20 protein-coding genes are annotated in these 22,753 nt (G+C 36.9%); 14 read left to right on the top strand and 6 right to left on the bottom strand.

Annotation, left to right across the window (positions count from 1 at the left end; genetic code table 11):
• The first annotated feature begins 41 nt into the window (after positions 1-41).
• The 6 genes from GVN22_RS01470 to GVN22_RS01495 all read left to right on the top strand — a co-directional run bounded on the left by GVN22_RS01470 (position 42) and on the right by GVN22_RS01495 (position 8,908).
• Entirely contained in the window at positions 42-1,445 is a 1,404-nt protein-coding gene (locus tag GVN22_RS01470) for a TolC family protein (RefSeq protein ID WP_166549287.1), read from the top strand.
• A 342-nt stretch (positions 1,446-1,787) separates the two neighbouring features.
• Positions 1,788-2,324 carry an RNA 2'-phosphotransferase gene (locus tag GVN22_RS01475; RefSeq protein WP_166549288.1) on the top strand — a complete coding sequence of 179 codons (537 nt, stop codon included), beginning with the start codon at positions 1,788-1,790 and terminating at the stop codon, positions 2,322-2,324.
• Positions 2,325-2,449: 125 nt separating this feature from the next.
• Entirely contained in the window at positions 2,450-2,989 is a 540-nt protein-coding gene (locus GVN22_RS01480) for a dihydrofolate reductase family protein (RefSeq protein ID WP_166549289.1), read from the top strand.
• A 358-nt stretch (positions 2,990-3,347) separates the two neighbouring features.
• Positions 3,348-5,603 carry a catalase/peroxidase HPI gene (katG, locus tag GVN22_RS01485; protein WP_166549290.1) on the top strand — a complete coding sequence of 752 codons (2,256 nt, stop codon included), beginning with the start codon at positions 3,348-3,350 and terminating at the stop codon, positions 5,601-5,603.
• Between the two features lie 255 nt (positions 5,604-5,858).
• Positions 5,859-8,021, top strand: a complete 2,163-nt coding sequence (locus GVN22_RS27705) for a histidine kinase (RefSeq protein WP_205690745.1) — start codon at positions 5,859-5,861, stop codon at positions 8,019-8,021.
• Positions 8,022-8,149: 128 nt separating this feature from the next.
• Positions 8,150-8,908: a LytTR family DNA-binding domain-containing protein gene (locus tag GVN22_RS01495; RefSeq protein WP_205690746.1), complete on the top strand. Its 759-nt coding sequence runs from the start codon at positions 8,150-8,152 to the stop codon at positions 8,906-8,908.
• Positions 8,909-8,994: 86 nt separating this feature from the next.
• Here the strand turns inward: GVN22_RS01495 and GVN22_RS01500 are convergent, their stop codons facing one another.
• The 5 genes from GVN22_RS01500 to GVN22_RS01520 form a co-directional block, all read right to left on the bottom strand.
• Positions 8,995-9,984: a sterol desaturase family protein gene (locus GVN22_RS01500; protein ID WP_166549291.1), complete on the bottom strand. Its 990-nt coding sequence runs from the start codon at positions 9,982-9,984 to the stop codon at positions 8,995-8,997.
• A gap of 115 nt (positions 9,985-10,099) precedes the next feature.
• Positions 10,100-10,795: a nucleotidyl transferase AbiEii/AbiGii toxin family protein gene (locus GVN22_RS01505; RefSeq protein ID WP_166549292.1), complete on the bottom strand. Its 696-nt coding sequence runs from the start codon at positions 10,793-10,795 to the stop codon at positions 10,100-10,102.
• The gene (locus tag GVN22_RS01510) at positions 10,792-11,349 is read right to left on the bottom strand and encodes a hypothetical protein (RefSeq protein ID WP_205690747.1); all 558 of its coding nucleotides are present in this window, start codon (positions 11,347-11,349) and stop codon (positions 10,792-10,794) included. Before GVN22_RS01510 ends, GVN22_RS01505 begins: the two co-directional genes overlap by 4 nt.
• A 124-nt stretch (positions 11,350-11,473) precedes the next feature.
• Entirely contained in the window at positions 11,474-13,324 is a 1,851-nt protein-coding gene (locus tag GVN22_RS01515) for a hypothetical protein (protein ID WP_166549293.1), read from the bottom strand.
• Positions 13,325-13,481: 157 nt separating this feature from the next.
• Positions 13,482-14,327 carry an AraC family transcriptional regulator gene (locus tag GVN22_RS01520; RefSeq protein WP_166549294.1) on the bottom strand — a complete coding sequence of 282 codons (846 nt, stop codon included), beginning with the start codon at positions 14,325-14,327 and terminating at the stop codon, positions 13,482-13,484.
• Between the two features lie 231 nt (positions 14,328-14,558).
• Here GVN22_RS01520 and GVN22_RS01525 point away from each other — a divergent pair, with 231 nt between their 5' ends.
• From GVN22_RS01525 to GVN22_RS01560, 8 genes are all read left to right on the top strand, one after another.
• The gene (locus GVN22_RS01525; protein ID WP_166549295.1) at positions 14,559-14,960 is read left to right on the top strand and encodes a Dabb family protein; all 402 of its coding nucleotides are present in this window, start codon (positions 14,559-14,561) and stop codon (positions 14,958-14,960) included.
• A gap of 185 nt (positions 14,961-15,145) precedes the next feature.
• Positions 15,146-15,901: a hypothetical protein gene (locus GVN22_RS01530; protein WP_166549296.1), complete on the top strand. Its 756-nt coding sequence runs from the start codon at positions 15,146-15,148 to the stop codon at positions 15,899-15,901.
• A gap of 338 nt (positions 15,902-16,239) precedes the next feature.
• Positions 16,240-17,319, top strand: coding sequence for an SH3 domain-containing protein (locus GVN22_RS01535; RefSeq protein WP_166549297.1), 1,080 nt, complete (start codon positions 16,240-16,242; stop codon positions 17,317-17,319).
• Positions 17,320-17,605: 286 nt separating this feature from the next.
• Entirely contained in the window at positions 17,606-18,856 is a 1,251-nt protein-coding gene (locus GVN22_RS01540; protein WP_166549298.1) for a hypothetical protein, read from the top strand.
• A gap of 162 nt (positions 18,857-19,018) precedes the next feature.
• Complete coding sequence (locus GVN22_RS01545) at positions 19,019-20,113, top strand: reverse transcriptase domain-containing protein (RefSeq protein ID WP_166549299.1); 1,095 nt, start codon at positions 19,019-19,021, stop codon at positions 20,111-20,113.
• Positions 20,114-20,337: 224 nt separating this feature from the next.
• Positions 20,338-21,111 (top strand): hypothetical protein, encoded by a 774-nt coding sequence (locus tag GVN22_RS01550; protein ID WP_166549300.1) that lies wholly within the window; start codon positions 20,338-20,340, stop codon positions 21,109-21,111.
• 162 nt (positions 21,112-21,273) lie between these two features.
• A complete protein-coding gene (locus GVN22_RS01555) occupies positions 21,274-21,531 on the top strand; it encodes a hypothetical protein (RefSeq protein ID WP_166549301.1) in 258 nt (85 codons plus the stop codon).
• Positions 21,524-21,883 (top strand): hypothetical protein, encoded by a 360-nt coding sequence (locus tag GVN22_RS01560; protein WP_166549302.1) that lies wholly within the window; start codon positions 21,524-21,526, stop codon positions 21,881-21,883. The genes GVN22_RS01555 and GVN22_RS01560 overlap by 8 nt, the downstream gene beginning before the upstream one ends.
• A 552-nt stretch (positions 21,884-22,435) precedes the next feature.
• Here the strand turns inward: GVN22_RS01560 and GVN22_RS01565 are convergent.
• Positions 22,436-22,588 carry a hypothetical protein gene (locus GVN22_RS01565; RefSeq protein ID WP_166549303.1) on the bottom strand — a complete coding sequence of 51 codons (153 nt, stop codon included), beginning with the start codon at positions 22,586-22,588 and terminating at the stop codon, positions 22,436-22,438.
• Positions 22,589-22,753: the final 165 nt, after the last annotated feature.

The following is a 22,753-nucleotide window of genomic DNA, read 5'->3' on the forward strand; positions in this document are numbered from 1 at the left end:
ACGGAAAAGCATATTTTCTAATTTTAGAAAAGAACATAAACATGAAACTAACAAAATATATCAGTATAGGATTGATCGCCTTGCTTTCGGCCTGTACTGTTGGCAAAAAATACAGTCGCCCCGATGTGAGTATGCCTGAGCATTTCAGAAACTCCATTTCGACTACAGCGGACTCTGTTCAGTTGCCTTGGAGAACTTTTTTTAAAGAACCTCAATTGGTAGGTTTGATAGAAAAAGCCCTTGCCAAAAACAACGATGTATCTGTAGCGGTGTTGACTATACGCCAACTTGATTTGAATTACCAGCAAGCAAAGCTAGGCTTATACCCAAACCTTGATTTTAGTCTAGGAGCCAACAGAACTTGGCTCTCAAAAAATTCCTTAAACGGCTCTTTGAGTGAGCAATTTCTAGGAACGGCATATATGGACGATTACAGTGCTACAGTACGTTTGTCATGGGAGGCTGATATTTGGGGAAAAGCCAAAAACCATAAGGAGTCGGCATTGGCGGAGTATTTTATGCAAAAAGAAAATCTTTCAGCGCTCAAAACTCGCTTGATTGCTCAAGTAGCACAAGCCTATTTTAATCTTTTGACACTGGACGAACAACTTTCGGTTGCCAAAAAGAATATTGCATTCGCCGACACAGCCTTGACAATGATTCGTTTACAATACCAATCTGGACAAACCTCCTCCTTGGCGGTAGAACAGGCAGAGGCACAGAAAAAGACCGCAGAATTATTGATTCCTGTAGCCAAACAAGCGATTTCGGCACAGGAAAATGCGCTTAGTATTTTATGTGGAGAATATCCTACTAGCATCGAACGCACCAAAAGTATGCAAGAGGCGCTACCGACTGCCTTATTTAATGAGGGAGTTCCCGCCAATTTGCTCAGTCGTCGTCCCGATGTAAAAGCCAGCGAATATGCTGTAATTTCGGCCAATGCCAAGATGAATTTAGCAAACATTGCCATGTATCCAAGCATTAGTTTGACGCCTTCCATTGGAGCAAACTCTTTCAAACTAAATACATGGTTCGATTTACCAGGCTCATTAATCAAAACCGTGGGAGTAAACCTCACACAACCAATTTTTAATAAAAAAGCCTTACAAACTGCCTTTGAGGTTTCGACGATAGAAAGAGAAAAAGCTGTTTTGAATTTTAGACAGAGCTTAGTGAACGCCGTTGGAGAAGTTTCAACCGCTTTGAGCAGAGGCACCGCAGCCAAGGAACGTTTGGAACTGATTCAATCAAAAAACAGTATGCTTTCCAAGGCCACCAAAGATGCTTTATTACTCTATAAAAACGGTATGGCAAGCTATCTGGAGGTGATTACAACGCTCAATAATTCCCTCCAAAATGAGTTAGACGCCATCAGTGTTCGTAAAGAGCAATTCGATGCAAGTACTGAGTTATACCGTTCATTAGGCGGTGGCGTAGAATAGTTTTTGAGTGAACAGGAACAAAGTGTCTAAGGCACAAAGTGATTTTCTAAAATACCTAACCCCTACTGTAGAGACGTTGCATGCAACGTCTACCAACTAGTGTTTTGTGTTGTAGCCGCAACCCTTGCAGTTGCCATTTTGAATGTGACAACCGCAAGAATTGCAGCTACGCAAAAGATCAATCTTCACACTGCACTCATTAGCAAGCAATTATCGAAGAGAAAAATCCCTTAAAATATTTTTTCTTACTACAAACCTATTGGGAGCCGTTGCGTGCAACGGCTCTACTAATTTCACTTATTTTTTACTTACTTTGTATCTCTCCTTCAAACCCTATTTACCATGCCTAACTTAACACATATCAGCAAATTACTCAGCAAAATCCTTCGCCATCAGCCTGATTTGATAGGTATTCAATTGGATGAAAATGGCTGGGTAGAGGTATCTACTCTATTACAAAATCTGGCGAAACACCAAACCTCCATTTCGTTCGAACAACTAAAGGAAGTGGTGGATACTAATAATAAAAAAAGGTTTTCCTTCAATGATGATTTCTCAAAAATCAGAGCTAATCAAGGACATTCTATAGAGGTAGATTTGGCTTTACAGACACAAATTCCTCCTGATATTTTATATCATGGTACCGTTGAAAAAAATCTTACTTCGATTTTTGAAAAGGGTCTTTCAAAAATGAACAGACAGCATGTGCATCTAAGTGCTGATACCGAAACTGCTCAAAAAGTAGGTATGCGTCATGGAAAGCCCATAATTTTAAAAATTGAAAGCAAAAAAATGTATGACCAAGGCTATGTTTTCTATCTTTCAGAAAATTATGTTTGGCTAATAGACAGCGTTCCTAGTGAGTTTATTCAGTTATAAGTAGACAATAAAGATTTAATGATAGGCTTTCAGCAGCCAGCTATGGGCATTCCGCAAAATATTTTGAAACTTTTAGCCTACTGTATATTGCTTAATGCCTACAGCTTACAATCTAAAGCGTATTTATGAAAACACAAAATTCAGTTTACATTGCTCAAAGTCTCGATGGTTATATCGCCGATAAACATGGAGGTATCGCTTGGCTCGATTCAGTTCCTAATCCTGAGGGCGACGATATGGGTTATTTTGATTTCGCTAATCGCATGGATGCGCTAGTAATGGGGCGTGTTACCTTCGAAACAGTCTGTGGCTTTGACTGCGATTGGCCCTACACCAAACCTGTATTTGTATTGAGTAATACCCTTTCCGAAATTCCAGAAGCTTATTTAGGGAAAGCATTTCTTGTCAAAGGAACACTCACCGAGATATTAGCTCAAATTAATGAGAAGGGCTACTCTCGACTTTATATTGATGGAGGAAAAACTATTCAACATTTTTTGAAAGAAGACCTTATCGATGAAATGATTATTACGACTTTTCCCTTATTACTCGGAGGAGGATACTCTCTTTTTGGTGATCTTCATGAAACCTTGACCTTCGAACTGACCTCTTCTCGCATCTGTTTAGGGAGTTTGGTTCAATCTCATTTTATTAGAAAAAGATAAATCCCATAAAAGGATATTTTAGCTGTTTGGGTCAACACTAAAACATATTCAAAAAATAAATACTAACTTTTTTTACACCTATTTTACTCATTTTCTTCAGTAAATCCCTCTCTATTCACTTTAAACAATATTATAATAAAAATCTATATCTCAATAATAACAATCGATTTGACTTATAATTATTCTTATCGTAATTTTAACATCGAATCAAGGAAAAATCCTTTTTTTATTACTAATATTATAGTAGTAAAATTTAGCATTTAAAGTGAAAAACCTTACAAATGACATATTACCAAATGTTAATGCAGAATTTTACTTTTAACAATATTTTACCGTAAAAAACTAAACAATTTATAAAATGGAACATCACTCATCAAATCACGGTTCTCAAGAGGGAGGTAAATGCCCATTCCATCACGGTGCTTCTGCTCCTGCGCCAGCAAGACATGCCGCAGGCGGTGGTACAAGAAACCAAGACTGGTGGCCAAATCAATTACGTTTGAATATCCTTCGCCAACACTCTACTTTGTCTAATCCTATGGGTGAGGATTTCAACTACGCCGAAGAGTTTAAATCATTGGATTTGAGCGAAGTTAAAAAGGAAATTGTTGAGTTGATGACAACTTCACAAGATTGGTGGCCTGCTGACTATGGTCATTATGGTCCATTCTTTATCCGTATGGCTTGGCACAGTGCAGGTACTTATCGTACTGCCGACGGTCGTGGCGGTGCAGGTTCGGGCTCTCAGCGTTTTGCTCCTTTGAATAGCTGGCCAGACAACGTAAACTTGGATAAGGCTCGTTTGTTGCTATGGCCAATCAAACAAAAATATGGACGTAAACTTTCATGGGCTGACTTGATGATTTTGGCAGGTAACTGCGCTCTTGAATCAATGGGCTTTAAAACTTTTGGTTTTGGTGGTGGTCGTGAAGACATCTGGGAACCAGAAGAAGATATTTATTGGGGTGCTGAAGACAAATGGCTAGAGTTGAGCGGTGGTTCAAAAAGCCGTTATTCAGGCGAACGTGACTTGGAAAATCCTCTAGCTGCGGTACAAATGGGTTTGATTTATGTAAACCCTGAAGGTCCAGATGGCAACCCAGATCCATTGGCTGCTGCTCACGATATTCGTGATACATTTGGCCGTATGGCGATGAATGACGAAGAAACTGTTGCCTTGATTGCAGGTGGTCATACCTTCGGTAAAGCACACGGTGCGGCTGACCCAGGCAAATATGTGAGTGCTGAACCAGCAGCAGCTTCTATCGAAGAACAAGGCTTAGGTTGGAGAAACTCTTTCGGCTCAGGTAATGGTGAAAATACGATTACAAGTGGTTTGGAGGGTGCATGGACAACTACCCCAACTAAATGGAGCAATAACTATTTCTGGAACTTGTTCGGTTATGAGTGGGAATTGACAAAAAGCCCTGCTGGCGCACATCAGTGGATTCCTAAACACGGTATGGGTGCAGAAACTGTTCCAGATGCGCACAATCCATCGAAACGCCACACGCCAATCATGTTTACAACTGACTTGGCCTTGAGATTTGACCCAGCTTATGAAAAAGTTTCAAGACGTTTCTTCGAAAACCCAGATGAATTTGCTGATGCTTTTGCTCGTGCATGGTTCAAATTGACTCACCGTGACATGGGACCAAAATCATTGTACTTAGGTTCAGAAGTTCCTGCAGAAGACTTAGTATGGCAAGATCCAATCCCTGCGGTTGACCATGAGTTAGTTGACGAAAACGATATCGCTGCTTTGAAAGCAAGCATTGCTGCTTCAGGTTTATCAGTTTCTGAATTGGTATCAACAGCTTGGGCTTCGGCATCTACTTTCCGTGGTTCTGACAAACGTGGCGGTGCAAATGGCGCTCGTGTACGTTTGGCTCCACAAAAAGACTGGGAAGCAAACAATCCTGAGCAATTAGCAAAAGTATTGTCAACATTGACTTCTATCCAAGAGGAATTCAATGCTACACAATCAGGTGGTAAAAAAGTATCATTGGCAGACGTAATCGTGTTGGCAGGTAATGTGGGTGTTGAAATCGCTGCTAAAAATGCTGGTGTTGAGGTATCAGTACCATTTACAGCAGGTCGTACAGATGCTACTGCTGAGCAAACAGATGTAGAATCATTTGCCGTACTTGAGCCATTAGCTGACGGTTTCCGTAACTACAAAAAGAAAAAATATACAACTTCTTCAGAAGAAATGTTGGTCGACAAAGCACAATTATTGACTTTGACAGCTCCAGAAATGACTGTTTTAGTAGGAGGTTTGCGTGTATTGAATACCAACTGGGATAAATCATCTCATGGGGTATTTACTCACCGTCCTGAAGCGTTGACAAACGATTTCTTTGTAAACTTATTAGATTTCTCAACTACTTGGAATGCTACGACAGACGACCAAGAAGTATTTGAAGGTCGCAACCGTATCACGGGTGAAGTGAAATGGACAGCTTCAAGAGTTGACTTAATCTTTGGTTCAAACTCAGAACTTCGTGCTATTGCCGAAGTATATGGTTTCCAAGACTCACATGCGAAATTCGTAAAAGATTTCGTTGCAGCTTGGACAAAAGTAACCAACCTAGATCGTTTTGATTTAAAATAATGATTGACTAGATTATTAAGTTGGTGAATAAAACCCGACGGTCGCTTGACTGTCGGGTTTTTGTTTTTTAGAAAATATTCCCTCCCATTTTTCTCAAGTTTATCCTGCCAAATCCCCAATCTGTCGGAAAGGTTTTCTAAAAATTTAGTGTTTTGATTTGTTTTGAATCAGAAATCAAACAAAATCTTGTTCAACAATTCACTAAATTTAACTTAGCATTCTTTGCCTCCGCAAAGCTTGTTTATCCCAATAGCCATGAACAATAAACCGACTTTTGAAAAAACTTTTGAAGCTGATTCTATCAATCTTCTAGACTTGCAAAACTTTACTGGTGACCTCGAATTGATTGCGCATGATGAGAATACCATTAAAGTAGAAATCTATGCGAGTGTCAGAAGTATTTTTACCTTTTTTATCTACAGTGATCCTCTCTTGGAATTTGACTTTGATACACACGATTTGCGTTTTGAACAATCGGGCGATACTTTCAGTATTTATGCTAAACCACGATACTTTAATGTGTTCAACTGGTTTAATTTTCAAAGTACTTCTTTTCGAATCTATATTCCCACTCGTTTGAGTTCCCAAACCAAAACATTCGGGGGCGATGTCTCGCTGAAAGGTATTGGAGGTAATCACTTTTTTGAAACATGGGGTGGAAAAATTTTGGCACAAAACACCGTGGGTAACCTCAAAGGAAAAACGATGGGTGGCAAAATCGAGCTTATTTCTTGCCAAGGAAGCATCGATGTGTCTACGATGGGCGGCAATATTTTTGTGGCAAATAACCAAGCTGATATTCGTTTGGATACGAAAGGAGGCAATATGCTCGTCCAAAATCATAAGGGTTCTATTAATGGTTCGAGCTGGGGTGGTAAAATAGAAGCTTTTGGCGTAGAGGGTTCTTTCGAATGTCATACCTTGGGTGGTAATATTCGTCTGAATGATATTCATGGAAATATTGGCGTAAGTACCAAAGGAGGTAATATTTTCGCTGATATTCAATCGTTACATCAATACGCTTGGTTTGATACTTCGGGGGGAAATATTAAAATCACCATGCCTCTCAACCAACCCATGAATTTGGATGTTTCGGGAAGTCGTATTCAGTTACCACCTCTTTCCGATTTTAAGGGTTTGATGACCAATGACACCATTCATGGTACTATCCTCGGAGGCGGACCAACGGTAAGCGTCAAAACCTTGGGAGGTAAAATCAAGATTCGTGAAAACAATCAACCATACGAGCCAATTCGACCAAATGACACTACTGTTAAAGATGCCCATAAAACTAACATCAACCTCGAAAAAAAGCCTTTAGATAGCCCAAAAGCTACTTTTTCAACACCTGTTAACCAATTTGACATGGTAGACAGACCTAAACCCTTTGGTCTAAAACCACCTTATGACCTTGGATTTAGTGTTATTTTTTGTTTGCTTGTCGGTTACGGCATTACAAGTATTGCTTATTTTACCTTAGAAATTTTAGGTAAATGGCAAATTGATTTTTCAGCTATTCAGCCAGATATGGTGCTTTTAACCACCGCGGCTGGACTTTCGGCGACGTTGGCTTGTTACATTTTTTTGACATTCATCGAGCCAAAAATCCCGCTCGATGAAGTCAAGTTTTTACCACTGATGGGCTGTGCGTTTGCTTCTTCCGAAATTATTCAATGGAGTATTTTACAAACTAATGTTTGGGCATTTAGTGTACCTATGGCTATGTATTTTTATTTGGCATTACCTGCTTTTATTAGTTGGGCATTTTTATATTATTGGTTTCAACATCGTAATATCAACCGTAAAATTTCTGAAAAAGAATATCAATTACTCAACTTAGAAAAGCTTAAATCAAAAGCGCAACTAGATGCCTTGGAAGCCAAAATCAATCCTCATTTTTTGTACAATGCCTTAAACAGTATTGCAGGGTTGATTCATGAACAACCGAATCAAGCTGAAGAAATGACCATACAATTATCCAAGCTTTTTAGATATACGACGGGTCGAACCGAAGAAAGTTTTCATACGCTTTTTGATGAACTTGAAATCATAAGAGCTTATTTGAGTATCGAAGAAGTACGTTTTGGTCACCGTCTCTCCTACACTATCGCTTGTGATGAAAGTTTGTATTCTCAACAAATTCCTCGATTTTTACTACAACCCTTGGTCGAAAATGCCATTAAACATGGTATTTCAAAAATAGCCGAGAAAGGTATTATCGAAGTCAACATTAAACAAGACAATGACTTGCTAACCATTCAGATTCAAGATAATGGGCCCGATTTTGCAGAAACCTTAGGCGGTGGTTTTGGCTTGAGAAGTGTCAAGGAAAAACTTAAATTGCTTTATGGCAACAAGGCTTCTTTGGAACTAAAAAACAACCCCAAAATCATCGAAATTCTTATCATGAATCGATAATGAGAAGCAATATCTTGCTTTAGGCTCTAAGCATTAGGCAAAAAAGCTTCAATAAATTCATGAGAAATATTTTGCCGAGAGCCAATAGTTGAATTTTATTTTACATTCACAACTCAGCATTAATACTTATGCCATACAAAACTATATTAATCGACGATGAACCTATTTCAATCAATCGTATCAAAAGGTTATTGAAAGAATATGACGATACCTTTGAAATCATTGGCGAAGCACTCAACGGACAAGAAGGGCTGGAAATGATAGAAGACCTCAGACCTGATTTGATATTTTTAGATATTGAAATGCCTATTTTGACTGGTTTTGAAATGCTCGAAAGACTTACTTTCATGCCGATTGTGATTTTTGTGACGGCTTATGATCAATTTGCCATTAAGGCATTTGAAGAAAATTCTATTGATTATTTATTAAAACCTATCGAAAAATCTCGCTTGGATAAAGCCGTTCAAAAGCTTCAGAAATTTACAGAAAATCAATCCGTCCAACTGTCGATTGACAGCCTTCAAAGCCTTACAGAACTTCTTAAACCTAAAAAAGACATTCATTCTATTTCTGTAAAGCAAGGTGATAAAATCTTAATCATTGCCTTACAAGACATTGCCTTTTTTCAGGCCGATGACAAATATGTTTTTTTACATACCCTCGATAATAAACAGTATATCACCAATTATACCATCAGCAACCTAACCGAAAAACTCCCTTCGCATTTTATCAGAATTAGTCGTTCGAGTATCGTGAATGGTAACCAAATTAGAGAATTAGAAAAGCATTTTAGTGGAAAATACCTCGTAGCGCTCAACGATGGCAAGCGTACCAAATTGGAGACAGGTATCTCCTATCACGATAATCTCAAAAGGTTTTCATTGTAGAGACGTTGCAGGCAACGTCTCCAGCAAAAGATTTACTATCATGTAAATGTCAAAACAAATATGTGAAGACGCTGCGTGCAACGTCTCTACGGTTTTTGTGTGGCGAAATATTCTTTTTTCACAACAGATGCCGTTTTATGCTCGCCCGAATGGTGCCAGCCTGGAGGCATAAAGATATATAAAACTTTGTCTTTTAGTGTCGGTGCATGATATACGTCTTTGGCTAATAGGATAATTTCACCAAAATAAGCATCCCAAAAATCGCCAGATTTCATCGGTCTGGTAATACCATATTCGATTTTCTCCTCATGTTTTTCATCTTGTAACGTTCCAAATACCTTATCCCAAATATTGAGCAGATTACAAAAGTTGGTATCCATATACAAAGGATTACGAGCATGATGTACTCGGTGATGCGAGGGAGTCAGAATGATTTTATTCAAGAAACCCAAACGAGCATCTTTCACCAAGTTTTCGCCAATATGAATAAAAGCACCCCAAGTGCCATCGATAAACATAATTAGGAACAACAAAGGAGGATTTACTCCCATCAATATACAAATCGTAGTACGAATAATATCAGCATAAGGTCCTTCTAAGAAAAAGTGCGCATAAGTAATGGATAGATTCATAGACTCGGAAGCATGATGTGTTGAGTGCAAACACCAAAATAGACGCACCTTATGACCTAAATAGTGGTACACAAAATGAGCAAATTCCCAAACCACGTAGCCATAAATAAACCAATACCAAGTAAACTCCGATTTGAAAATGGCATAAGGCTCAAACAAACCGATACAAATCCCCACCATCCCAATCGAAATAAATCGAGATATAACACGATTGAAGATGTAGGTAAAAAAAGCAATTTTATATTGGGTAAAGCTCAAGCGTTGAAAGAAAAACGCTCGGATTAGCTCGATGACCAGCAATACAGGAATAAGCGGAGCCAATGCTTTTCCAATGCCGTCTTGGGTTAATAAGGCTTTATAGTTGTCCGTCTGAATAATTTCAATCAGACCACTAAAGCTAAAAAAGCCTACAATTTCACGATACAAGGTTTCTAAGATTTCCATAATGTTAAGTTTGAGAAAATTGGTTTTCAAAATTTAACAAAATCATTTTAGAAAACTCTCAGGTTCTGTATGTTTTAGGTAGTACAACAATAATTTGCAATTCGCGAATTGCAAATTATTTATTTAGAATGGAATGCCAAATTGCTAATATCCTTTGCTTTCTGGCATAGTGTCCTGAAAAATCAAGACTTGCAGAAATTTCTTCTTCAATGGTTTTTCTCTCCATTAGTTCTCGCAATGAAGACTTGATATAGTTTAACACATCTTCTGTTGTATTTAAAATTTCATGCTCCAGATTAATACGGTTGTCAAAAATGTATATAATATCTTCAAAATCGCTATTCCATCTATAATCTTCTCCATGACGGTTTGATTTTAATGCTTCAAATTTTGAGGCTAAAAAATATTCTACAGGAAATATGCTGATTGATAATTCTTCATCTATTTCAAATAAAATACTCCATTCCAGTCCCTTTTTATACCAAATATTAGTAAACCCTAATATTTTTTCATCATCAGGCATTATATCAACTACTATATCATGGTATTTATAGCGACAAATTACACCTGAAAAAATATCATTTTGAAAACCTATACCTCTAAGTGTTTCTTCTAATTTGGTGTAGGAACCCAAATTCTGAAGTTCTATGACAATATCAATATCATCTGTAGGTCGAACTTCGGCCCTTGCTGAGTCATCACAATATAGTTCAACTACAGCACCGCCTACAAATACGATTTTGTGTTCAATTGAAGATAAGGCTTGTGCAAGCACTTTTATTCTTACAATGTTTTGATAACTATGTTTCATCCTAAAATATATTGCTCTAATTGTGTAGAAGCTAGTTTATTAATTCTTGCAGAACCTGTTCTTATGGCATCAACGAGTGCCAAAAGCGTATACAAATTTTCATCATTTTTTACAATTTCAGGAACTGTTGGATACAAAGGCGTGATTGTTTGGCCTCGTACTGTTCCGTTAGCGGATGCCCATACATATACCTCATTCGACACAATGTTTTCGCTTAGTGGTGCTACAGAATGCGCCGTAGGAATTCCCCTAGCAAGTCCTTCGGGATGTGCAGGGAACACGTATTTCAGTCCATATAGAAGGAAATCCAGAAAAGCCCTTTTATTAATATGCTTGGACTTATAATCTTCAAGTAAACCAGCATACTCAGAGCGCTGAAGAGATTCCGAAACTTCAGATTCACTCATTTGAAGGTCTTGTGCAATAACTTTATTCGTCAATGACCAATTACTAAGTATGTCATGATTTCTTGCTTCTTGTTTTTTAAAATGAGCAAGAATTTCAAGTAAAATCAATACATCCTGCGGACGCATTCCATTATGTTTCTTTCTCATAATATCCTTATTTTTAGAAACGTAAAGTTATAAGAATTTTATAAATTTGCAATTCGCGAATTGCAAATTATATATAAAACAATAGAGACGCAAGATATTGCGTCTCTACAATCAACATGATTTCTTAATTGGTTTTTACTACTACGTTATCTACATAAAACGTGGTTGGAGCACAAGGTTCGTCGGCACCTTTGAGTGGTGGGTCATTTGTTTCGTTTGGCGTTTGACGTGTTGGGAAATTACGAAAAGCACCCGTGCGTAGCGATAATCTTTCTATTGACTTCACAGCCTCCGCCAATTGCGCCTTTTCTAATACTTTCTTACCATTAATCAATAACGTATAGTTACCATGGGTATTGGCTTCTGTCAAAATCTCGATTTTATACCATTGACCTTTTTGATAAGAGGATACCACTTTTTCGGTGCTTCCATCGGTAGCGATGATTTGTCCATTTTCATCAAAACGAACACGTACAGGACGATTGCCGTACTGGTCGGTTAGGTCTATTTCGAGTCTTCCTGTATTAGTAACATCTGTGAATATCTCTAAACTAGTCTGCACTTTGGTTCCTTCTTGAAAAACTCGAATGGCACGAGCATAATCATACAAATCGGTATCGGACAACTGTAAAGCTTTGCCTGTTCTGTTAGGCGCTTTTACTACCTCTATCGGTGCCCATTTCGGAGCGTAAATATTCCAGTTGGGCACAGCGCCTTCTAAAGCTAAAGCATCAAAATTATCCGAAACTGTACCTTTTACCGCATATTGAATCGGCACAGGAGTACGACTTACCCATACGTCCTCTTTATTGACGGTATAGGTCATCCACATGTCATTGCCAGGAGGATTACCATTCCCTTCTTCGATGCCACGCATATAACAAGGTCCAAAATCTTTCCAGCGACCCGTAAATCTACGCACGGGTACTTCGCCTTGAATCAAGAGCATATTATCAAACAAAACTCCATCCTCGCCCGTCACCACGACCAACGGAAAACGATACTGCGTTTGTTCAATAGGGTTATAACTAATCGCATAACGACCATCGTCTGTTTTTTGTCCCCATTGTTTTCCTCCAGACATTAAGAATGTTGGTACTTTGACAGGTTCTGAAAAAGTTTTTCCTTCGTCATCCGAAAGCGCTACTAAAGATTTTTTCCAAAGAGCCACCACCTTTCCATCTTTACGATGATAATACGATAAAGCTTGTCCCGATTTGTTGCCATTATAAAAACCATCTACACCATGATCTTCATCATACCATTGGAACGTTATCAATTTATCTTTTAGCAAAGCATCACAAGCAGTGACAAAACCTACATTTGTAGATTTTTTGTAGAAAGGATACGAGGTATTGCTTTCATTCCAGTTGGCTTCACTTTCATAACGTATAAAGTATATCGGTCCGTAAGAACCATCCTTGTAGGCTTCGCGTACCACGCGACCGATTCCCCCTTTTCCAAAAGGGTCATCCGTGTGTCCATAAAAGGCAATTACTAACAAACGACCATCAGGAGCCACATAAAACCCCATGCGTTGGTGCATCATATAACCATGATAACCCGCAGGAATCTTCACGCCTTCGGGCGCTTTGTAGGGCGGAAAAACCACTTCAGGTTTTTCCCAATGACGACCATCTTTTGATTTCACGATAAGGGTTTGTCCTGGCGCTACGTGCTCATCAACAGGATTGCTCAAATACTGCTGGTAAAAAGTATTATTCCAGTAACAAAGATTAGAGGCATGGTTGTAGGTCCAGCCATAGCCATCGGCGTATTCGGGATGGGTGCGGTTGGCACGCATGGTCTGTCGGTTTTCGGTACCAATGGCATAACGCAAACGTCCTTCGTGCACACTTGGGTCAACGGTCTGACCGCCGATATAACGCAAGGGTTCTGCCACACTGCCTGTTTGGGCAAAGCTAGCACTGGCTAAACTGGCAAGAATACAGGGAATAGAAACGATTTTTTTCAAAGTTTTAGAAACGATTTTAAGAGTGAAAATTGGGTAAATCAGTAAAGAGCGAACAGGCACAAGGGATAAGTTAATGTCTATTCATCTCAAATTTAAGGTAAAAACCTATTTTTATACTCCAAGACTATAGGGTAGTTTTTGGATAAAAAGTATTCCTTTAAGCCTGATTAATTCGTTTTTTCCGAAAAGCTGTCGGCGTATTTCCTGTGTATTTTCTGAATTGTTTACAGAAATGGCTTTCATCTGTAAACCCAAATTCATCCGCTATTTCGGTCAAAGTATGCTGACTAAATTGTAGCCGTGCTTCTATCAAACTCATTTTGAGCTTCGTGATATACTGTTTCAGAGGCTCGCCTGTATGTCGTTTGAAGAAAATACTGATATAGGCAGGTGAATAGTGAAAAACCTCAGCCAAATGCTCGATGGTCAAAAAATCAGGTTGGTAGATATGCTGTTTGATATAGCGTAAAATAGCCTCTACCGAATCGTTTGGAGCAATTGAGGCGGTATTTTGTCCTAATAAATTTCTCGCTAAAATCATCATCATACTTCGCATTAGGTTATCTCGAATAATTTCAAAATACGAAGATTCAGGGTTTTGATATTCGCTTTCAAGTACCTGTAATAAATGATGAAGTTTTTGTTTTTCCCCTAAGTCATGGACAATCGAACCCCGACTTTGCGAAGAGGTATATAGCAAGGTTTCTACAATCTGTTGCCAAGTATTGCCATCATGCGCTTGTTGTTTCAAAAAAGATTCATTAAACCTGATAAAGCAAAATTCCGTCAAGCTATGTATATCAAAATCATGGAAATCTTCGGGACCTACCAAAAACACATCTCCATCCGAATAGTCAAATGAATTACCATTGAGATTATGCCTTCCTTGCCCTTTCAGGATAAAAATAATTTCGAAATAAGTATGCTTGTGTACCGAATGCTCCCATTGGATCGCCTCAAAATGATAAATATTGAAAGAAGTATGTAAAATATAACGTTTCATCGACCATCAAGATGTTTACTAATTATCTACCAAGATATAATGGATTTTTACCATTATCTAGAAAAAATCATTTGTAGTTTTGTATTAAAGTTTCAGTGTTATAGCACAGAAATTACGATAAACCACTTATAATCAACATCAAACATCATAAAGAAAGTTTAATCTATCAATAAAGAGCATAATGGAAATATACATTTTACCTGCTCATCACTTCAAAACATTTACACAATCATGAAAAAATTAGAAAGACGTTCATTCTTGACCAAAGCCGCAGCAGCGTCGGCATTGACAGCAGTTGCGCTACCTTCGGAAGCAAAGCCAAAGAAAAAAATCTTTATCCACCATGTTTATTTTTGGTTGAAAAACCCCTCAAGTGAGGCCGACAAAAACAAGCTTATCGAAGGACTAACAGGATTATCGAAAGTGCCAACCATTCGTTTCCACCACATTGGCACACCTGCAAGTACCAACCGTAGTGTTATCGAGAGAGGATATTCGGTTTCTTGGATGTTGTTTTTTGACAATTTGGAAGAAGAGGAAATCTACCAAAAACACCCTATTCACCTCAAATTTGTAGAAGACTATTCACACCTTTGGGAGAAGGTAATTGTGTATGATGCAGAGCAGATTTAGGAAAGAGGCTTGAGGGATAAGGTATTAGTTTACATGATTCGTGATATAGCCACAAGCTTTTATGGAATAAATAATCTATAAAAGCTTGTGGCTAATTTCATGGATATACTTTGAAATAATGGGTAAATCTCTATCTTTGAAACATCGTTAAAAGCTACCTCAAAAACTAATTCTATATCTATCTCATGCGTTCGAAACCGTTATTACTCAACCTGCTAGTTATATCATTTCCTTTATTTTTTATTTGGAATTGCGGACCTCGAAAGAATGATGCCGTTGATACAAATACCGATTCAACAGTAAATCATTCTTCTAAAGTGCTGGCTCAAGTTTTAGCATCACCCGATACTAACGAACGTCAAATCCAATCAGGGCAATTTATATTTACTTTTGAGCCATCTACTAAAAAAATATACCATCAGTACCCTACAAAATCTTTTATTATGCCAGATAGTTCTGGACTTCGCCAAGAGGGTTTGAACTGGTATGCATTGGATATGGAAGGCAAGGAAAAGCTTGTACTCTCTGGAAATGATAATGAGGGGTTTGATAGTTTTGTCGTTTATGAGTGTTTAGGCTCTGTTAAAAATCTACCATATTGGGTTTTTAAGGTCAATTTTTATGAAGGAGGAATGTTTACTCTGGTCAATAAAAATACGGGAGAAAAAATAGATTTAGTGAGCCCTCCCATTATATCACCAGACCAAAAGTGGCTTATAAGTGTATCTTCCGACTTAATTGCCGAATTCAACTTTAATGGCTTTGTATTACTAGAAATCAAAGACCAAAAGCTAGTCAAAAGTGCAGAAGTAGCACTCAAAACCAAAGGAATAGAAGATGCCAAATGGATTGATAATAACACGCTTTCCATCAAAGAAACCTATATTCAAAACGATGAAGAAGCCACAAGATATAGCATTCTGAGAATTGGGGTTAAATAAAAGTAGGTTAATGCTAAGTGCAAAACGATCATTCAATACTGAGCTAGTTACCTATGTTATACACAAATAAGCACTCGAAAACTTGACCTTTTGATCGATTAAATGTAAAAGATGGATAGCGTTTTGAGTCCAGAAAAATGTTATTTAACTTCAAGAAAGCTGACTTTTCAATAATACAAAAAGTGCGAAAAGAATAGTATAAGGAATTATCGCCAAAGTGTAAAAATGTAATACAAAACTTTCGTATATTTAAGCGTTGGTGGCTACCACGTAGGAAAACTTTAAAAGGACAATTTAAGCACCCAAAACTATTTTTGTAAACCTAAATAACTTATCAGATGGTTAAGAATAATAAAAATTCTATAATAAACATAGTTTATGGCAGTCTACTTCTTTTATTTTTTATGGGGCTAATAGTGTTTGGGCCAGAAAAATTGTCAGAATACAAGCACAACTTAATAGCTGTAATATCATCATTACTGGTCGGAATATTTGGTTATTTTTTGACTGGTGAAGTTGGATTGAAAATAAATTCAAAATTCTTAGAAAATAAGGTTGGAAAAATTGCAATTCAAGCCTCTGGTGGAGTTGCTCTTTTCGTTTTAACAATGGTTTGGTGGCGTAGCCCTTTAACCCCAATTGAGAAAGTTCAAGATAAAATAATAGAAGAACAGCAAAAAGGGGTAAAAAAAATTGAAAGTGCAATTGATTCCACTTCAAATAAACTTAGCAAAGCGATTAGTGATGATGGAGATAAAACAAGAGAAACTGTTGTGGATGCAGCTCTTGCACAATTAGAAGGTATGTTCCTTTTAGTTGTAAGAAACGATAGAGATGTTGATGGAACAATAATTAAAATTAATGGTGAAGAAAAGATACCGATAGTTAGTTACGACAATGGTTTTACAAGAATGAAGCTAATGTGGGGAGATAGATTCCACTATTTTATTTTCTATAAGAATAGAGTAATAAATCCAGCAGATATGGGGCAAATAATCTTGGAACTCAGCAATGGAGTAGAACTACCCTTAGAATTAACATATCATGAAAATGAAATAAGAATACCAGGGCATAATTCCAAAGAGCTTACTGCTTATTTTTTGAATCCAAATCGGATTAAGGATATTGAAATCAAAATCACAATTTATTCTGCTGACCGTGAAAGAGGTAGGAAAGTTTTTAAAGATGCATTAATGAAAACATCGCTTTCGAGTAGAGCTAGACAAGTATATAAAGAAATTAAAACTGATGGTGTACGGTTAAGAAATGACTCAACTGACAACGCTAAAACAGTGCGTACACTTAGAGAAGGAACGTATTTAAAAGTAATTCAAGAAGTTAATGGAATTTCATTAATTAGACTACCAGAAGGTCGTGAAGGGTGGGTAAAGTCATCCTATATAGGAAACATAGATTAGGATTAGGGGTATTATACTCTCAGAAAATGGTAGCCCCCAACATGGGTTTGTGATAAGTGGGGGCTGACGTGATTTATTGAACATTGGTAACTTTATTGTACATTTGTTTCGGCTGATGGAAACCTATTAAACTCTCATAAGTAATTGAACATCAAAAACTTATATTGGACAATATTCCAGCGGAGGAGTTTCAAATTCCCCCACCTGCCACAAGCCCTGTCGGTTAGCGGAAACCCTAAGAAAAACATCATGAACCAAATTAAAGTCCCGACAAACCGTGGGAAAGATGAAAAGACGAATTATTAGCAATGAACATTCAGAAAGGATTAACTCCATCTGTTTGAGGTTACGTAATAGTGTGACAGCAATTCAAGTTTTAAATTGGTTGGAAAATTTCAAAGAAGGAGAATGGAATTTCGCATTGACAGTTTTGGAAAACTTAAAATATTTTACGATTTCAGAAATAATTTATGACTTTGATGAAAGTTTAAAAAGAATTTTAACCGATACACCAAAAGATGAAAAACTCTATTTGCATGGTTTAGGTGAGTTTGGGAAAAGTGGAAGTTCACTTATGTATTACATAAAGCAAACCCCAACTTTTAAGAGCAACGAGGACAGATTTAAAATTTTATCTCACATCACTAAAATAAAACAGCAAGGAATTGGTGCAAATCGTTATCTAATATTGATAGACGACATAATTGGATCAGGGAAGTCTGTGACGACTTACTTCAATCATAATATTAAACAGCAATTGCTCAAAGGAAATTTTACAATAAATACAATTGTTCTTTGCCTTGCTTACATGCAAGATTCTACTAAACTTTTAAATGAAAACATTGACAACTTGAAAATTTACGGAACGGGTTATAAAAAAGCATTTGCATCAGGAAGTTCTGTTTTTGGATACAGACCAAAAATGTTACCCATCCGACAGTTTTGCTATGAATATGGACTTGAACTATTCAAAGTGTATGATACAGAATTAAAAGAAACTGTTCCTCATCCATTAGGGTATAATAAATCACAATCCTTGATTGTCTTTGCCCATTCTGTTCCAAATAATACTTTACCAATAATTTGGAGTTCAAAAAACAATTGGCATCCATTGTTTCCTCGAAACGCAGGAGAAAAAATATCGCAAGCAAAGGATTTCAGAAATGAAACTATCCATTGGTTAAACTTTGCTTATAAACTTCAAATATTCAATAATGAAAACCCAGAAAATAAAATTTACTTCAAGGACATAAATTATAAAATCCTTGCGGTGATAAGACTTAAACGAAGGGGAAGTATTGATTCAATCATTTGTCAACTACTTGGTATTAGCGTTAATGAATTAAACGAAGTATATGAAGAAGGTGTAAAGAGAAATATTTTTGATGCAGCATTTAACCTTTCAAGTCACGGCACGGATATTTATGAAGAGTTGAAAAAGAAAATAAAAATATCAAATACAAAAGAGAAAAGAAATTACATTAAATTACAAAACGGAAAAACATATGTTCCAAAAATATTCTTGGGAAAGGCATAAACTGATTAGCTGTTCTCCTAGTGAGATAACTTGTTCTTTGAACAAGGCAATTCTAAAGCTACTTTACATTAACTGGTGTGTAACATATCCAACGCACGGGCAACCCTGCTGTTACACACCAATCACTAATCGTTCTTAGTGTCCAAAAAAGAGTAATCAGTTATGCCCTTCTCCCAAGATGAATATATCGCTACAGCCAAATCACATGGACATTCCCAAGAGTTCATTGATATTACCGTGGCGTACGCTCAAAACTTAGTTGCCAAAAACTTACCTGTTATTTTCACAACGGAACACCTAAGTAGCATTTTAGATATGCCAATATTGGAGTTAAAAACAATTATAAATCACAGAAGTAGTTTTTATAAATTCTATCAGATAAAAAAAAGAAACGGTAATGGATTTCGTCAAATAGTATCACCTTACAATAATTTAAGAGTCATTCAACAATACATAAACGAAGAAATACTAAGTAAAATTCCATTACACGAAAGTGCAACGGGTTTCACAAAAGGCAAATCAATTTTGAACAACGCAGTGCCACATAAGAACAAGAAGGCGATACTAAATTTGGACTTGCTGAAATTCTTTGACTCAATTTGTGAAAGACGTGTATATGGAATATTCAAATCATTAGGTTACGCCAAGAATTTGAGTATTGATTTAGCTAAATTAACAACAGTTGAGCTTCCAGAGGACTACCTAAAAACATTTGAGGAGAAAGAATTGAAGTCCTATAGGGAACTTGTTCCAAAAGACAGTTGTGTTCTTCCTCAAGGAGCACCAACAAGCCCTACACTTTCAAATATAATTTTGAGAAGACTTGATTTTAGACTTTCAAAACTTGCAGAGAAACTAAAAGTTGATTATTCAAGATATGCTGATGATATTACCTTTTCTGGTGACCTTGAAAATCTACCTAAAATAAAACTGCTTAGATCCATTATACGCGACGAAGGATTAAATATCAATTGGAAGAAAGTAGGCATTTATAAAAAAGGTAGAAAGCAACTAGTAACAGGCTTAACAGTTTCAAATGATGTACACATACATCGTGACTTTAAAAAAGAAGTAAAGAAACATATTTATGCTTGTTGTAATTTCGGAGTTGAAACCCATTTAAGATTTATGGAACTAGAAAATACTCATTTATACAAAGAATGGCTATTAGGAAAAATATACTATATAAATTCCATTGAGCCAGAAACTGCTAAGAAAATGATGAATGACTTTAATAAAATAGTATGGACAATATAGGTTTTTATAGAAAGAGACAAATATTGAGAAATTCTATAAAAGAAACTCGAATAAGGACATCTGGTAACAGGCATTTGGCTCAATATCGGGTGACGTGGTTAATTGAACATTCTACCTCGCATCAGCTTTTGTGGTGAATTGACAGTTTAGAGCTCCGATATCCGCCACTGCGCCAAGCGCCAAAACGTTAGCGGTCAGGCAAGAACGACACAACAGACAATCCCGTGACAGAAAGCAATAAAACATTCAACGGACACATAACACGTTATGACCGTGAAAGATATTTCGGCTTTGTTGAAACACAAGACGAAAATTCTTATTTCTTCTTCTTTAATAAGACAGAACAAATACAGCTAAAAAGAGATGGAATTATTGACAAAATACACAAATTTTGTTCGGGAGATGAAGTAGTATTTAAGTTAAGACCTTCACTAAAATTTACTGACAAACTTGAAGCATACGACTTAAAATTCATAAAGAACGAAAGACGAGAACAGCTAATTAACGAAGCAAACCAATCTGACAATCTTTTAGGGTACATAAAACTCATTGACAACGAAAAACTGTTTGTTAAACATATTTCAACTTATGTTTTTATACCATTAGTCATTTCGAATTGGGAAACGAACCTTGACGAAGTTTACTACAACAGAATTGAGCAACTTGTAACATTTAGACTTACACAAACTCAAAAAATAGACAAACTAAGTGCTGTTTTGACAGACACAAAGTTTCTTGATGAATATTATGAATTGCAATCAGCCAAAGACAATGAAACAATTCTGACAGCAAACATAACAGGTAAAAATTCGGACGGACTTTTTGCAACTTTACTAAATGGAAAAGTGGAGGGATTTGTTCCCATATCAAAAAATCCTGAGACTTTAGAATTATTGAAGTTTGAAAAATTGCGGAAAGGAAACAATGCTGATGTGAAAATCAAATGCATCTTTAACAACAAAAAAGTATCATTAACTTTGGCCGATAGTGAATTATGACGATAATATATTGATGACACAAAATGCCCGAACCGCTAACATCAGTTTAGCAATATGGCGGCTGAAGTGCTTCTGTGCTAAGTTCAACGGCAGTAATTCTATTGAACTTTTGTGCTAGAAATCCGCCACATCGCCAAGCCGAAAAACGTTGGCAGCTATTTTATGAACGACCATCTTTCAAACTATAAAGTAACAGACAGGCAGACTTTCATCGAGTTTATAAACTTGTTGAGACAAGATTTCATTGACAATCCTGAAAGTTGGGAAAACAAAAACCTTGATGACTTTTTACAAGCATTTAGTTCTTACGCAGAAGATATACAAGGTAATTATGACAACAACAAACTTGGCATAAGTGCAGACAAACCCGATTGGCAAACATTTGCAGACATTTTAAAGGGAGCAACAATTTATGAATAACCCTACTTATCGACTACGTTTCTTTTTTGACTATAATTGTGGTGGGTGTTTATGGTGCGACAATGACGCCTCATATCAAAAGTTTGACGTTGGTGTTTTGGACAGTGAGATTTATGATTTGAATGGAAACATAGTTCAAGAGGCAAAAATAAAGTTGCCTTCATTAATTAGACAACGGGTTTTAGAACTTGACAAATTATACACTGAAAGTTTAAATTGGAATGACCCAAGTGGACAATCACTTTGGGACAAAGCACAATGGGAAAGTTTTTACGAACAAACAAGAGACTTACATAAGCAAATTTCGTTGGCACTTGGCGACGACTTTAAAATAGTTTATAAGCAAACGTGACAAAAACAGCTGCCAACAGGCGGTTTGGCAATATGGCGGGGCGACGAATAATTCTCAGCTTTTTGTTCGTTAATCTGCTTCAGCTCCAGCCGACGAATAACGCCGAGCAATTGAATAAACAATGAACCTTTAGTTATAAATTTAGCAGCGGTTGCGGGCTGACGATTTTCAAATACCGCCACATCGCCAAGCCGTGTCCGTTAGCGGCAAGCTTAGAAAAAAGCCTTGCGGACGGAAATTTCCTACAGGAAAAGCTTTTGGCATTTGTACTTTTCTGGGAAAGGTTAAGCGACAAATTTTGGTTTTTTCGGTGGAAAATTGAGCTAGAAAATGCTTCTCGGCGGAAATTTTAGTAGCACTTCTGAGGCTTTTGGAAAGGAGTTTAAGCAACCAAGTTGGCGTTTTTCGATGGAAAATTGGGCTAGAAAGTGCTTCTTGAAAGAGATTTTGTAAGCGATTTTGATACTTTTGAAAAAGGAAAATGGAATTTTGACCATAGAAAAAAACATTTTTTAGGACACGATTTTTGCAAAAACAGATACGATTTTGAGCTTACAATGCCATGAAAAAGAGCTTGTCGGACGTTGGCGAAAGGATATTTTCGTTGGTCAGACACGAGATTTGATAAGCGGAATTTTTCGTAAATATTGATTTTTTATCTTGCTGTTTTGATACGACTTTGATATTTAATATATTGATAAACATGGTTTTGTGTTTATTTTGTGAAAGAATGCATTTGCCTTTTTCCGAACAGACAACGAAAATTTCGTAAAGAAAGCCTGCCGCTAACATTGGTAGCTGTTGCACAACTCATTTTCTCTAAAAATTCTCTTACAGAATATCCTTCCAGACCTCTTTTAAAGTAATTTA

Origin of the sequence: Cellulophaga sp. BC115SP (genome assembly GCF_009905545.1) — a bacterium.
Lineage (GTDB): Bacteria > Bacteroidota > Bacteroidia > Cytophagales > Spirosomataceae > Flectobacillus > Flectobacillus rivi.